The organism is Oscillospiraceae bacterium, assembly GCA_031265355.1.
Lineage (GTDB): Bacteria > Bacillota > Clostridia > Oscillospirales > UBA929 > JAIRTA01.
In genome coordinates, this window is sequence record JAISCT010000071.1 from 1 (window position 1) to 14672 (window position 14672).

At 62.4% G+C, this 14672-nt stretch carries 10 protein-coding genes and 3 tRNA genes; 8 read left to right on the forward strand and 5 right to left on the reverse strand.

Annotation, left to right across the window (positions count from 1 at the left end):
• The coding region (locus tag LBK75_10865) for a hypothetical protein (GenBank protein MDR1158781.1) at positions 1-792 on the forward strand (792 nt) is incomplete at its 5' end.
• A 1165-nt stretch (positions 793-1957) separates the two neighbouring features.
• On the opposite strand, the gene LBK75_10870 is transcribed toward LBK75_10865, so the two are convergent.
• The 5 genes from LBK75_10870 to LBK75_10890 all read right to left on the reverse strand — a co-directional run bounded on the left by LBK75_10870 (position 1958) and on the right by LBK75_10890 (position 8744).
• A tRNA-Val gene (locus LBK75_10870) sits at positions 1958-2033 on the reverse strand.
• Positions 2034-2078: 45 nt separating this feature from the next.
• Positions 2079-2153 (reverse strand) — tRNA-Glu (locus LBK75_10875).
• A 111-nt stretch (positions 2154-2264) separates the two neighbouring features.
• Positions 2265-2341: transfer RNA gene (locus LBK75_10880), tRNA-Met, on the reverse strand.
• A 139-nt stretch (positions 2342-2480) separates the two neighbouring features.
• Positions 2481-4418, reverse strand: coding sequence for an NAD(+) synthase (locus LBK75_10885; protein MDR1158782.1), 1938 nt, complete (start codon positions 4416-4418; stop codon positions 2481-2483).
• Positions 4419-4472: 54 nt separating this feature from the next.
• Complete coding sequence (locus LBK75_10890; protein MDR1158783.1) at positions 4473-8744, reverse strand: acyl-CoA dehydratase activase-related protein; 4272 nt, start codon at positions 8742-8744, stop codon at positions 4473-4475.
• A 314-nt stretch (positions 8745-9058) separates the two neighbouring features.
• Here LBK75_10890 and LBK75_10895 point away from each other — a divergent pair, with 314 nt between their 5' ends.
• From LBK75_10895 to LBK75_10925, 7 genes are all read left to right on the forward strand, one after another.
• Complete coding sequence (locus tag LBK75_10895) at positions 9059-10129, forward strand: type II secretion system F family protein (protein MDR1158784.1); 1071 nt, start codon at positions 9059-9061, stop codon at positions 10127-10129.
• Between the two features lie 24 nt (positions 10130-10153).
• Positions 10154-10474, forward strand: a complete 321-nt coding sequence (locus LBK75_10900) for a hypothetical protein (protein ID MDR1158785.1) — start codon at positions 10154-10156, stop codon at positions 10472-10474.
• A 162-nt stretch (positions 10475-10636) separates the two neighbouring features.
• A complete protein-coding gene (locus tag LBK75_10905) occupies positions 10637-11206 on the forward strand; it encodes a DUF4860 domain-containing protein (GenBank protein ID MDR1158786.1) in 570 nt (189 codons plus the stop codon).
• 49 nt (positions 11207-11255) lie between these two features.
• The gene (locus LBK75_10910) at positions 11256-11753 is read left to right on the forward strand and encodes a prepilin-type N-terminal cleavage/methylation domain-containing protein (GenBank protein ID MDR1158787.1); all 498 of its coding nucleotides are present in this window, start codon (positions 11256-11258) and stop codon (positions 11751-11753) included.
• Positions 11750-12184: a hypothetical protein gene (locus LBK75_10915; protein ID MDR1158788.1), complete on the forward strand. Its 435-nt coding sequence runs from the start codon at positions 11750-11752 to the stop codon at positions 12182-12184. Before LBK75_10910 ends, LBK75_10915 begins: the two co-directional genes overlap by 4 nt.
• 49 nt (positions 12185-12233) lie before the next feature.
• Complete coding sequence (locus tag LBK75_10920; protein MDR1158789.1) at positions 12234-13313, forward strand: PilT/PilU family type 4a pilus ATPase; 1080 nt, start codon at positions 12234-12236, stop codon at positions 13311-13313.
• A gap of 352 nt (positions 13314-13665) precedes the next feature.
• On the forward strand, positions 13666-14421 hold the full coding sequence (locus LBK75_10925) for an NAD-dependent protein deacylase (GenBank protein MDR1158790.1): 756 nt from the start codon (positions 13666-13668) through the stop codon (positions 14419-14421).
• Positions 14422-14672 lie beyond the last annotated feature (251 nt).

Here is a 14672-nt window from a genome sequence, read left to right on the forward strand (position 1 = left end):
GTAGAAACCACGAACGAAAATGGGTATCCGATGGCACACGATGCGCTGTATACAGACAGTCGCGTGTATGACTACGACTTTATGGTCAGTCAACCGGATATGAAAGTGATCCATCTGCCAGATATGCGGGCAGTCTTGGATAAGAATGGCCGCGTAGATCGGGATGAAGTAGCCGCACGGGGAACGAGAGAAACACGTGTCACCAATGACTACACAGGACGTACCTTGAGGATTACTCCAAACTCAACAACGCACAGCGTTGAAGGGAATAATAAACGCATATTGACAAATGGAAGACTTGGAGCTGAGGCCGCCGAGTTAGTGCGTTATGCTATCCCTGTAAACGGACTCAACGTCCAAAATAACAAAGTCATTGGAACGTATGCAATGGCAGCTTTGGCTTTAGATGATGTCGAGAACGAGTTTGTCGCTATCATCACAATTGATCAGTATGACCAGATTGACAATATCCAGTTTGAAGATGCCGTTCATTCGATCAGCGGGCGTATAAAAAGGAAAAGCCCTGGTCAGACACGAAGTCACGCTGTAAGAGCAAACGCCCATCCAGACACACAAGGCTTTTCCACCATTAGTATAGCGGACTTCCTTGACATTGTCAACAGTACGCACCAAGGGATTTTAAGCAACGACGTCCTGCGCCACTATCGGGCCGAGCGGGACATGGAAAGCTATTGGGGTAGTAGGACGCAGTTCTCGCTGAAAGAGGGAAAAGGCGAACAGCGGAATGCCAGAGAAGTTGATCACATAAAAGATCAAATGGAGCTCCCGTGACGATTGAGAATCATCGTGGAAACATGGCTGTAGTATTGTCACGCCCTGCAGGAAAGTGTTTTTACAAGGCTACGCGCATTCTGTCTCCAGACGGCACTGTGTTTGTTTTTGGACAATGAAAAAGCTCCCCTCGTACAGGCGGCTTTGGGCCATCGCTCAGAGGGGTTAGACACCCTCGCGAGTGGAGCGAAAGTCATGTCCGCAAACGAACAGGGAGCTTCTTCTAATCTCACCATACCACAGACAAACTAAGCTGTCAAGGAAAACTTGCAAAAATGCTCCATTATGGTTATTGAGGGGTGATGGAATGGCGGAGGTGAATACAAAGGCCCTCGAAACCTATGTAAAGCGTAGGCGCCAAGAGGATAAAAATGAGGTCAATACGGTGGCCTTGGAGGCCTATGTCAAAGCGAGACGGCCAGGGGCGTCTTATCTTACGCCAACTGCGTCCAATATGGGCGCTGCAAAAAAACGCCGCTTGCTCCGTGCCGGCGGCGTAGTATGATATTAAAGGAGCAGAAGAATACGCATATCCGAGGGCACGAATAAGCAATGAGAAAATAAAAGACATTTCCGGAACCACCCTCGATCAATTTGTAGAGACTACAAACGCCGTCGGAACCGGAAATGTCTTCGATTCTAGTATAGTACGGGGGAACCAAACTGTCAAGGAAAACTTGACGCCCGACCCGCCGGCGGGGGCTCGGATGAGTCTCAAGGATGACGACGCAGGCATTCAGACAGGGGTAGCTGTCAAAGGAATCAAAACAAGGTTGAGTATATCTTGACCGACGAGGAACGCAACCTGTGGCGTGAAATGTGGATGGAGACGTTTATCGGATGGCACTGTCCCCGTCAAGCAACGTCCGAGTGTTGATCGCCCGCGGGGATAAGGCATTCACGGCCGCGCAGGAAAAGGCCAAGGTAGCTGTGATACGGCGGAGACGCCAGCGCGGGGAGATCACCCGGAAAGCGCCGAGTGGACGACTGGGATGAAATTATGCAATGAAAATGAATAAAGAGATCTGCCAAATCAGCTTGGAGGCCTGTTTTTTTGGACCAGTTCCGGACCAGTAAACCAGAAAAAACTGGCCTAAACCGGATCGGTTGAGGGTAAATGAAAAAAGTCAAACTGCTGTAGCCCTTGGGCTGCAGCAGTTTGACTTGGTGGAGACAACAGGACTTGAACCTGTGACCCCCTGCGTGTGGAGCAGGTGCTCTACCAGCTGAGCTATGCCTCCGGATGGACGGGCGGCCTGACGGCGGCCGCCATAAGAATATGTGATTGGTGACCCGTAGGGGACTCGAACCCCTGTTACCGCCGTGAAAGGGCGGTGTCTTAACCTCTTGACCAACGGGCCTCGGACATCGCTTGCCCTGCCGCAGACACGCCCCACACCGCGGTGCCGCATACAGGGAGCTTTCATGTGAACGCGCCCGGCGCCCTGTTTCACACGAGGTAGGCTCTACCCTGGTAGCGGTAGTTGGATTTGAACCAACGACACTTCGGGTATGAACCGAATGCTCTAGCCAACTGAGCTATACCGCCATAGTGCAAAGTCTATTATAAGCGAAAAGATCCGACCTTGTCAAGAAGTTTTCCCGCAGACACAAAATGCAATCATTTTCCACATCGGTGCGGTCCCGGTCGGCGGCGCGGTTCTGCGCGGGAGCGCGGTCGGGTTTGTTCACGGCGCCGGCGGCGCCTCCGGAGCTGCCTCCAGGTCCGCGAGCCAGGCGTCGCAGACGGCGTCGCTGGGCATACGCCAGTCGCCGCGGGGCGACAGCGTGACGGAACCTATCTTTGGTCCGTCGGGCAGACAGCTCCGCTTGAACTGCTGCGCGAAGAAGCGGCGGCAAAATACCCGAAGCCAGGCGCGGATCTCGTCTGGCGCGTAGACGCCGGCAAACGCCGTGCCGGCCAGTGCCAAAACGGCGCGCGGTGCGCGCCCCCAGCGGACGATGTGGTACAAAAAGAAGTCGTGCAGCTCGTACGGCCCCACCAGCGCTTCGGTCTGCTGGCTGATTGCGCCGTCCTCGGGCGGCAGCAGCTCCGGACTGACCGGCGTGGCCAAAATGTCGCGCAGCACCGCCGCGAGAGCAGAGTCTCCGCAGGTGTCGGCCACGTGCCCGACAATGTGCCGCACCAGCGTCTTCGGTACGCCCGCGTTGACGCCGTACATGCTCATGTGATCGCCGTTGTAGGTGGCCCAGCCCAGCGCGAGCTCGGAGAGGTCTCCCGTGCCGACGACAAGTCCGCTTACCTGGTTGGCAAGGTCCATGAGCACGAGGGTCCGGACGCGGGCCTGTGCGTTCTCGTAGACCACGTCACGCGCATCCTCCGGATGGCCGATGTCGCGCAGGTGGCGCCGCACGCTCTCGGAGATGTCGATCTCACGGCAGGTGACGCCCAGCGCCTCGCACAGGCGGTGGGCATTTTGGCGCGTGCGCGCGGTGGTGCCGAAACAGGGCATTGTGACGGCCAGAACGTCCGGCAGCGGCCGTGCGAGTGCGGCGACGGCCCGAACCGTCGACAGCAGCGCGAGGCAGCTGTCGAGGCCGCCCGAGACTCCGATCAACGCAGCACGGACGCCTGTGTGCGCCAGCCGCGTGGCCAGCCCGGTGGCCTGCATGGTCAAAATCTCTTCGCAGCGCGCGCGCTTCTCCCGCGTGTCCGCCGGCACAAACGGGCGCGGATCGACGGCCCGCGTCAGTGAGGAGAGCGATGTGTCGAGAGAAAACGGAACGGTGACATAGCCGGCCGCGGCCGTGGCCGTGGCGGGAAAGGTGTTCATGCGCCGCCTGTCGTGGAGGAGCGCGGACAGATCGATCTCAGAGAGAGCCCATCCGTCCGCGAACGGAGGCGCCTCGGCCAGCGTCACACCGTTTTCACAGATGAGCTGGTGGCCGGCAAAGACCATGTCGGTGGTACTCTCCCCACGGCCGGCGCCGGCGTACACATAGCCGCAGACCAGCCGCGCGGACTGCCCCGCGACCAGCGCGCGCCGGTAGGCGGCCTTGCCAATCGTCTCGTCGCCGGCCGACAAATTCGCGAGGACGGTGGCGCCGGCCAATGCATGGCGCACGCTCGGGGGCGACGGCGTCCAGAGGTCTTCGCAGAGTTCCACCGCGAGGCGAAACGCCGGTTGCGCCTCACACACAAACAACAGCGACGTGCCGAAGGGGACGGCCTGCCCGTCGAAGTCGATCGTCCCGACGCCGTCCGGCGCCGGTGAGAAGTGGCGCAGCTCGTAAAATTCACCGTAGTTCGGCAGGTGCGTCTTTGGCACAAATCCCAGCAGCCGCCCGCGTCCGAACACCGCCGCCGCGTTGTACAGCTTATCTCCCTGCGCGAGGGGCAGTCCCGCCGCCACAAGTAGATTGTGGGCGGCGCTCGCCCGGACCAGCGCGCCGAGCGCCGCCCGCGCGGCGCCGAGCAGCGTCTCCTGCCGGAACAAATCGCCGCAGGTGTAACCGGTGAGGCACAGCTCGGGCAGGCACAAAAACGAGACCCCTTCCCGCGCGGCCCTCTCCATAAGGCGCCGGATCTCTTCGGCATTCAGCGCGCAGTCCGCCACCCGCACGGCCGGCGCCGCCGCCGCTGCCCGCACAAATCCGTCCAACAAAAACAGCACCCCCAATGATACCGTTTTGCCCCAAATTTTATTTTGGGCAAAACGTCAGCTTTTCGCAGAAGAAGGCGTCATGGCCGCCGAAATCATCAGCTTGATGCGATTGAGCTGGTTCACCTCGGAGGCGCCGGGGTCGTAGTCCACCGGAACAATGCTCGCATGAGGGAAACGGCGGCGCAGTTCGCGGATCATCCCCTTGCCTGTGACGTGATTCGGCAGACAGGCAAAGGGCTGGGCGCAGACAATGCCCTTCGCGCCGCCCTCTATGAGCTCCAGCATCTCGGCTGTGAGCAGCCAGCCCTCGCCGCACTGGTTGGCCAGCGAGAGCACAGGCTGCGCCCGCTCGGCCAGTTTGTGGATGGTCTCGCCGACGGAGAACCGCCGGGACCGGCGCAGTATACGCCGGCAGGGGGCCTCGTAACAGTCGATGATCCGGAGCAGTACGTCCATGGCCGCCGCCACCATCCGAGAAGAACCCAAAATTTTCCATTTAACCACACTGTTGTAAAAACAATACCGAAAAAACCCGAGCAGCCCCGGTACGATGGCCTCGCAGCCCTCTCTCTCGATGATGTCCACGGCGTTGTTGTTGGCGTCGGGATGGAATTTGACCAAAATCTCTCCCACCAGACCCACGCGGGTCTTGCGCGGGATGTCGCGCAGGGGCAGCGCCTCGAAGTCGCCGACGATGCCGCGCAGCAGCGTCCGGTAGGTGTGGGAGCCCTCCCCGGAAAAATACGCGGCGGCGCGTGCCAGCCAGATCCGATACAGCGCGTTGGCCGCGCCGGGGTCGGCCTCGTAAGGGCGTGTGCGCAGCAGCACATGACTGAGTAGATCGCCGACGATGATGGACTTGATCGCGCCGCCCAGCAACCCCGCCGACAGCCGCAGGCCCTTGTTCTTCTCGAACCCGCTGATCGACAGCGCCACCACCGGTACCTGGGGGAAACCAGCGGCCGCCAGCGCGCGGCGCAGCAGACTCACGTAGTTGGTAGCCCGGCAGCCGCCGCCGGTCTGGGTGAGGAAGATGGACGTGTTGTCCGGGTCGTAGCGCCCGGAGAGCAGCGCGTTTACCAGCTGCCCGACCACGATGAGCGTGGGGTAGCAGGCGTCGTTGTTCACATAACGCAGCCCCACCTCAATGTCCTCGGGCGTGGTTCTCTCCAAAACCACGCATCGGTAGCCGGCGCGGCGTAGCACCGCCTCCACCAGCGTGAAGTGGACGGGCGACATCTGCGGCGCGAGGATGGTGTGGGTTTTGCGCATCTCGTCGGTGAACGCCACGCGCGCCGGCGCCGGTGCTATGGGCCGGGCCGGAGGCGCGGCGCGGCGCGCGCGCTCCTCAAGGGCCACTTTGAGAGACCGCATGCGAATGCGGGCGGCGCCCTGGTTGCCCATTTCGTCAATCTTCAGCAGCGTGCAGGTCTTCCCGCCCCGCTGCAGGATCTCGCGCACCTGGTCGGACGTGATGGCGTCCAGCCCGCAGCCGAAGGAATTGAGCTGCACCATCTCAAGCCGCGGGTGGGAGACGACAAACTGGGCCGCATCGTACAGTCGGGTCTGATACATCCACTGGTCAAATACGCGCAGCGGCCGCGCGACGCGGGCGCGGTGGCTCACGGAGTCCTCGGTGAGCACGGCAAAACCCAGGGAAGTCAGCAGACCGGGCAGACCGTGATGGACCTCCGGGTCAACGTGATAAGGCCGCCCAGACAGAACGATCCCGGTCCGGCCGGTCTCCTCCAACCAGGCGACGGTCTCATCGCCCTTTTGCCGGATGTCGTGCTGGCAGCGATCCAGCTCGGCGAAGGCGGCCCGCAACGCGGCCTTCGCCTCCCGGCGGGTGACCCCGAAGACCGTGAAAGCCTCCGCGATTCGGTCGGGCAGCGCCCGGGTGTGATGCAGGGACAGGAAGGGGTTGAGAAAAGTCACCCCCTGGGCACGCAGCGCGTCGATGTTGTTGCCGACCACCTCGGGGTAGGAGGTGACGATCGGGCAGTTGTAGTGGTTGTTGGCCTCCTCGTTCTCCCGGCGCTCATAGGGGACGCAGGGGAAGAAGATCGTTTTCACACCGTCGTCAAGGAGCTGCTGGATGTGCCCGTGGGCCAGCTTGGCCGGATAGCATACGCTCTCCGAAGGGATCGAGGACATGCCCCGCTCGAACAGCGCGTGGTCCGAACGGCCGGAGAGTTTGACTGAAAATCCGAGATTTGTCAAAAGTGTAAACCAGAAGGGATAATTTTCATACATATTGAGCGCGCGCGGCAAACCGATGACGCCGCGGGGGGCCTGCGCCTCCGGCAGCGGCGTGTAGGCGAAGAGCCGCTCGTACTTGTACGCGCTCAGGTCGGGCGCCGCCTCGGGCGCCGGGGAAGCGTCCCCGCTCAGACGCGCGCCCTGCTCGCAGCGGTGGCCGGAGACAAGCCGCCGCCCGCCGGGGAAGTGCGAGACGGTCAGCTTGCAGCGGTTCGAACAGCCCCGGCAGGAGACGGCGGCGGTCCGCTCCGGCAGCGCTTCGCTCAGCCGGTCCGCCGGCAGCAGCGCGGACGCGCCGCCCTGCCAGCGCTCCCGCGCGAGGATCGCCGCGCCGTAAGCGCCCATAAGCCCGCTGATGTCCGGGCGCACGGTCTCCCGGCCGGCAATGAGTTCGAAGGCGCGCAGGATGGCGTCGTTCAAAAACGCGCCACCCTGCACCACCGGCGTCAGGCCGAGGTCGGAGGGATTTTTGATGCCGATCACCTTGTACAGCGCGTTGCGCACCACCGAATAGGCGAGTCCGGCGGAGATGTCCCCCACCGACGCGCCTTCTTTCTGTGCCTGCTTGACCCGCGAGTTCATGAACACCGTGCAGCGGGTGCCGAGGTCCACGGGGGCGTCCGCCGTACCCGCGGCGGCGGCGAACGCCTCGACGGGCAAGTCCAGAGAGGACGAGAAGGTGGAGATGAACGAGCCGCACCCCGAGGAACAGGCCTCGTTGAGGAGAATCGATTCGATCATGCCGTCTTTCAGCCGCATGCACTTCATGTCCTGCCCGCCGATGTCCAGGATAAAATCCGCGTCGGGCCGGAACACCTGTGCCGCTTTGATGTGGGCCAGGGTCTCGATCTCGCCCATGTCCGCACACAGGGCGCGGCGCAATAGCGTCTCCCCGTAACCGGTGATGCAGGCGCGGGCGATATAGGCGCCCCGAGGAAGGAGCCGGTAGACTTCCCGCAGGATCTCGACGCCCGCCAGCAGCGGGGCGCCCTGGTTCGGGGCGTAGTGGGTGTGGGCGATGCGGCCGTCGCCGTCGGTCAGCACCGCCTTGATCGTCGTGCTGCCGGCGTCCAGCCCCAAAAAGCAGGGGCCGGACAACACGTCCGGCGCGGTATGCGGCGCACGGCTTCGGGCGTGGCGCGCGGCAAAAGCGGCCCTTTCCGCCTCGGAGGCGAAGAGTACCGGCAGCCGCGGGATCGCGGGGTCCAGCGCGCGCGCGCCGCGCAGCCGGCGGGGCAGGTCCGCAACAGAGACGGCGGGCCCCTCCGCCGAGAGAGCCGCGCCCAGCGCGACAAATACCTCAGCGTGCGCGGGGGTGACAAAGCGGTCGGCTTTGCCCGACAGTGTGCGCTCAAAAGCGGCCCGCAGGGCCGGCAGGTAGTGCAGCGGTCCGCCCAAAAACACGACGGTGCCGGTGATGGGCTGCCCGCAGGCCAGCCCCGCGATGGTCTGGTTCACGACCGCTTGCAGCACCGAGGCGGCCAGATCCTCGTGGGAGGCCCCCTCGTTTAGCAGAGGCTGCATGTCGCTCTTGGCAAACACGCCGCAGCGGGAGGCGATGGTATACAGCGTGCGGTACCCGCGGGCCAGCGTGTCCAGCCCCAGTGCGTCAGTGGTCAGCAGCGAGGCCATCTGGTCGATGAACGCGCCAGTGCCGCCGGCGCAGGTGCCGTTCATCCGCTGCGACACCACCGGCTTCATAAACGTGATCTTGGCGTCCTCCCCGCCCAGCTCGATGACGACGTCGGCCTCCGGAACAAACCGGTTCACTGCCTTTGTGGCGGCGATGACTTCCTGAGCAAACGGGAGCGACAGCGCCTGCGCGGCCCCAAGTCCGGCGGAGCCGGTCAGGCAGATAGGCGCGGCAAGATCCGGCCTGTCGGCGGCCAACTCCTCAAAGAGCGCCAAAAGTTCGCCGCGCACATCACTGCGGTGGCGGCGGTAACGGCTGTAGACGATGTGATCGCGCTCGTCGGCCACGACCACTTTGATCGTGGTGGAGCCGATGTCAAGACCGATGCGGCAGGCAGTCATAACAAACACCCATAGTCGGTTAGAAGGCAAGAACAAATCCTCATTGTCCCACATTATAACGCGGTTCGACAATAAAATCAAATGTTCTTTTTTTGAAAATACTGGGAATCCCCTGCAGAGAGAGCCCCGATCTATCGATATGTAAAGATGTGAAAGTATGTGAAATACTTTGTGCCGCCGCGGGGAAAACGGCGGGCGGCGCTACAGGGGGCGCGCCGATCTATCGATATGTAGAAAGAGAAAACGTTGCGTTGCCGGGCGGAGAGCGCGCCGGGAAAATGCCCGCGCGGGGAACGGTGCGGCGCCGTGTTTCCCAGGGACACCTTGTGTTGGAGGGTTAGACTATGAGCGAAGGTTCACAGGCGGAAAAGAAACAGGCCAAGCGGCTCAAAAACTCGGAACTGGTATTGTTTTGCACACAGGTCTCACTGTTCCTGCGCGCCGGCCTGTCCCTGGTGGAGGGGCTGAGCCTGCTGCGGGAGGACATTGGCAACCCGGTGTTTCAAGACGTCCTGCGACAGGTGTCGGAGGGCATTGAGGCGCGGCGGCCGCTGAGCCAGGCGCTGGAGGCGACGGGGGCCTTCCCGCCCTATCTTCTGCGCATGGCGGCCATCGGTGAGGCGTCGGGCAACTTGGACGACATTATGAGCGCCCAAGCCACCTACTACGAGCGGGAGGGGCAGCTCAAGCAGCGCATCCGCTCCTCCGTCGTCTATCCGGTTGTTTTGGTGGTCATGATGGCGGCGATTGTCCTGCTGCTCATCGTGCAGGTACTGCCGATGTTCGACGACCTGCTGCGTTCGCTGGGCGGTGAGATGCCGACGGTCGTGCGCGGACTCATGGCCTTCGGACAGTTCGTCGGCCGGTGGTGGTGGCTTATTTTGGCCGCGGTGGCGGCGCTGACCGCCTGCCACCGGATCCTGCGCGCGACCGCGGGCGGGCGGGCGGCCTTCGACCGCTTCAAGGCGCGCTTCTTCCTGACCCGCGCCGTCTACCAGAAGATCGCCGCCGAGCGGTTCTCCTCGGCCATGGCCTTCCTGTTGGGCAGTCATGTGGACTTTGAGATCGCGCTCAAGCTGACCGCGGATATTTTGGACAACCGCTATATGGCCGATAAGATCGAAGACTGCGGCGCCCGTATCGGCGCCGGCGAATCGGCCGCCGACGCGCTGTACGGCGCCGGCATCTTCCCGCGCCTGTTCACACGGATGTTGGCCGTCGGGTTCAAAACGGGTAACCTGGACGGCATGATGCACCAGCTGTCGGAGATCTACGAGCAGGAGGTGGATACCTCGCTGGGGCGCATCGTCGGATCCATCGAACCGGCCTTTGTGGCTCTCCTCTCCGTCTTGGTGGGCGTTATCCTGATCTCCGTCATGCTGCCACTCATTCAGATCATGTCGTCCATCGGCTAAACCGCCCGAGAAAGGAGCACACCCATGAAGCTGAAGCGCTTTCACGCACAGGAATACGCCGTTTGGATCGGCCTCGGCGTGGTGGCCGCGCTGGTGGCGGTGCTGATCTTTTCGCTCGGTGCGGTCTCCGGCCGGGGCAGCGCCGACCAAAAGGCGTTTTTGCAGCAGGCCGTCGAGCACGCCGCCGTGCAATGCTATGCCCTGGAGGGAGCGTATCCGCCGGATGTGAACTATCTCGTCGATCACTACGGCGTCCAGTACGACAAAAACCGGTTTTTCATCCACTATCGGGTGGAGGGCTCCAATCTGCGGCCCGACATCGAAGTGTTTGATACATTCTCATAAGCGATGCAAAACATAGATTGTGCCCATGACGACTGGGCGGCACTCTCGTGCCTGCTGTCGCGGAGATATCGACGGCTCTCGCGGCGACACCGGCGGCGCCGGTGGAGAGAGAGACTCATAAGTGAAGTTGAAAATCTGAAAATCATGCAAGGGGGGGCCACCATGCGCGGCCGGTGGGGCGCCAATTTTCTGGAATTGTTTTTTGTGGCGGCATTGTTGATGCTTTTTGGGATCACGACCTACACACTCGTGTCGGTGGGCGGGAGCACGTACCGGCGCGTCATGGAAAAGCGGGATGACAGCGCCAATTTGCGGGTGGCGCTGTCGTACATGGCCACACAGATTCGGCAACACGACAAGACGGGCGGCGTTCAAATTCGTCCCCTGCCGGACGGGGGGGATTGTCTCGTGCTCACAGACCACTACGACGGCGAGCCGTACGAACTGCGCATCTATCTCTATGACGGCACGCTGCGGGAGAGTTTGTCTCCGGCCGCCGAACCGCTGGAACCGGATTACGGCGCCGAGATCGCGGTCGTCGACGGCCTCAAGCTGACCTATGCCGGCCCCGCGGAGGCGCCGGAACAGGTCGTGCGTCTCGATGTGTGGGCCGGGCAGAACGGCAGCCGGCGCGAGAGCGCCGTCACCCTCCGCCTGCACGCGGATCCGCCGCGGCCCGGCGAGGCGCTGCCCGCGCCGCCGGCCGCGACAGAGGTCGAGATCATCCCCTGACGCGCCCGATTTCGTGCGGGTGTTTGCGGAGAAAGGAACGGTCGGTCCGATGCGGAAATATGAGAGATCCCAGCGCGGGTTTGCGCTGGTTGAGATTATCATCGCCATCGGCGTGCTGGCGGTGGTGAGCATGTTCATCTTAGAGATGTTCGTGCGCGCCGCCAACATGAGCCAGCGCGCGCGGGACAAAGACAACGCCTGCTTCGAGGCGCAGACGGTGCTGGCGCTCTACCGCGCGCTGCCCGTCCAGGGGCGCGCGGCGCTCTCGGTGTCGGGGCGCGACGCGACACGGTCGGCCCCCGGCGTGTGGACGTTTTACTACGACGACGCGTGGCGGCCCGTGGCGGCGCCGCCGGACGCGGGTTTCACGCTGACGCTTACCGCGGCGCCCGGCACGAACGCGGAAACGCTCACCGCCGGGGCCTGGGAGACGCTCTCGGTCACGGTGGTCAAAAACGAACCCTATTTGCTGGAAAAACAGCCGCGCGGTCCCATCCTCACGCTGACCACGGGACTGTACCGGCCACGGGGGGAGACGGCGCGATGAAACGACAGGCTTCAATGCAGGGCAGTCCCTCTATTCTCATCATCCTCATCATGCTTTCGCTGTCGGCGTTCGGTGTGCTGGCCATGATGTCGGCCTACTCCGATTACAAGCTGGCGGAGAAGAACACCGAGTGGGTCAGACGCTGTTTTGTGCTGGAGACACAGGCGCAGGAATCCGTCGGGCGGCTGGACGCGGCGCTGGCCGACGTGTCCGCCGCCGATTTCGCCCGCGAGGCCGAGGCGCAGGGCTGGGAGGTCGTCTCGGAGTCGCCGCTGCTCGTGAGCCGCGATGTGAACGACGCCGATGCGCATCTGCGCATCGAGCTGGCGCTGAACACAGGGTCCGAGCCGCGCTACCGGATCCGGACCTGGCGGCAGTGGCAGGACGATTTTGTCTACGACGACGGGATGAATATCTGGGACGGGACGTGACCGAAGGTGCGGCCGGGCCGCGCCTGACGATGGGGAGGAAGACAGACATATGACGATCACTTCGCCGGGGACGTCGGTGCACGAATTGCTGGTACGGGCGGTGCACGAAAAGGCGTCCGACATCTTTATCACGGCCGGGTCCCCGATTTTACTCAAAAAGGACGGGAAGATCGAAGCGGCCGACGACTTTCGTATGATGCCCAAGGACACGGCGCTGATCATCGAAGAGATCTTCCGCCTGTCCGGCAGTCAGTCCTACGATCACTACCTGAAGGAGGGGGACTGCGACTTCTCGTTCTCGCTGCCCGGGGTGGGGCGGTTTCGCATCAACACCTTCCGGCAGCGCAACTCTATGGCCGCCGTCATCCGGGTCGTGCAGCTCAGCCTCTCGGATACAAACCAGTTGGGCATCCCGCAGCCGGTGCTGGAGCTCTACCGGAAGACCAAGGGGTTGATCCTCGTGACCGGCCCGGCCGGTTCCGGCAAATCGACGACGCTGGCGACGCTGATCAACCTGATCAACAACCGACGCAACTGCCACATCCTGACGTTGGAGGATCCCATCGAGTATCTGCACAATCACAAGATGAGCATCGTGAACCAGCGTGAGATCGAAAACGACACGCTGAGCTATGGCAAGGCGCTGCGCGCCGCGCTGCGGCAGTCGCCCGACGTGATTTTGGTGGGGGAGATGCGCGACCTTGAGACGATGTCCATCGCCCTCACGGCGGCCGAGACGGGGCATCTTGTGCTCTCCACGCTGCACACGGTGGGCGCCGCGAAGACGATCGACCGCGTCATCGACGTTTTCCCGCCGGGCCAGCAGCAACAGGTGCGTATCCAGCTCTCCACAGTGCTCCAGGCAATCATTTCGCAGCAGCTCCTGTCGACCCCCGGCCGCAACGGCCGGACGGCGGTGTTTGAGGTGATGATCGTGAACCCCGCCATCCGGAGTCTCATCCGCGAGTCGAAGACGCACCAGATCGACACGCTGATCCACGCCGGCGCCGCCGAGGGGATGCAGAGCATGGACTACAGCCTGGCGGAGGCCGTCAAGGCGGGCACCATCTCCCGCGAGGACGCCTTTACCTTCTGTGTGAACCCCGACGTCCTTTCCAAATATGTCTGAGGCGCGCGGAAACCGGGACAACCGATGCGCTGAACGTCGGCGTGGTCCTTGCGGCCGATACGCCGCTAAGGGTCTGTCGAAAAATAACCTGTACACTTTATTTTCCGACAGACCCTAATGGGTACTTCTATTTCACTTACAATACGCAAGATACGGGCTATAATCCCTGAACCGAAAAATGTGCGGAAAACTTTGCCGCCAACACGAAGCCGCACCCCCATCCGGAGGTGCGGCTTCGCACTGATGTACCCGTACTTTCAGTGGCTATGGTGTTTCGCCTAAAAGTGTGCTACACTTGCGATACACCGCCCCGGCAGGGCAGGTCACCTGAAGCAGAAAGGAGGCGTGTATCATGTCGTTTGCCGAAACGCTGGCGGGTTTGCTGGCGAAGAGCCACCACACGGTGTTCTTCGGCGGCGCCGGGGTTTCCACCGAGAGCGGCATCCCCGATTTTCGTTCGGAGGCCGGCCTGTACGCGGCGCAGCAGGTCTATGGGTACGCGCCGGAGACCCTGCTCAGCCACACGTTTTTTCTGCGCGCGCCGGAGATCTTCTTCCGGTATTATAAGGAGAATCTGATCCACCGGGCCGCCGCGCCGAACGCGGCGCACCGGGCGCTCGCGGCGCTTGAGGAGAAGGGGCTTTTGCAGGCCGTCGCCACGCAGAACATCGACGGGCTCCACCAGGCGGCGGGCAGCCGGCAGGTGCTGGAGTTGCACGGCTCCAACGGGCGGCCATACTGTGTGGACTGCGGCGCGCGCTGCACGCTGGACGAGTTTCTCGACCCCGCGCGCTGTGCTTCCGACGGGGTGATTCCGCGTTGCGCCTTGTGCGGGGGCCTCCTCCGGCCGGACGTCGTGCTGTACGAGGAGAACCTGGACGACGGCGTGATGCGGGCGGCGGCGGAGACGATCGCCCGGGCGGACCTGCTGATCGTAGGTGGCACGTCGCTCGCCGTTTACCCGGCGGCGGGTCTGCTGCGGTACTTCGGCGGCGAAACGCTGACGCTCATCAACAAGACGCCCACGCCCTACGACGACCGGGCTCAGCTCGTGAGCCACGGCGCCCTCGGCGCCGTCCTGTCCGAAACCCTGACCCTGCTGCCGTGACCGCAGACCGGCAAAACCGCACGGACTAGTGTGCTGTATCATTGATATTCACGCATACTATTTTCCGCTAATTCTACGCTATAGGGTTGGCCCAAACTTAGGATACAAGGATATCAATCTCTTGCGTGAATCCTTAAGGTGTGTTTGAAAAACAGGGGATTGTAAAAAAGTGCACAAAAAGGTAAAATACAGTCAACGAAATGGGCGAGGTGAAGGGAATGCGTCGTTATGAGTTGACGGACAGCGAATGG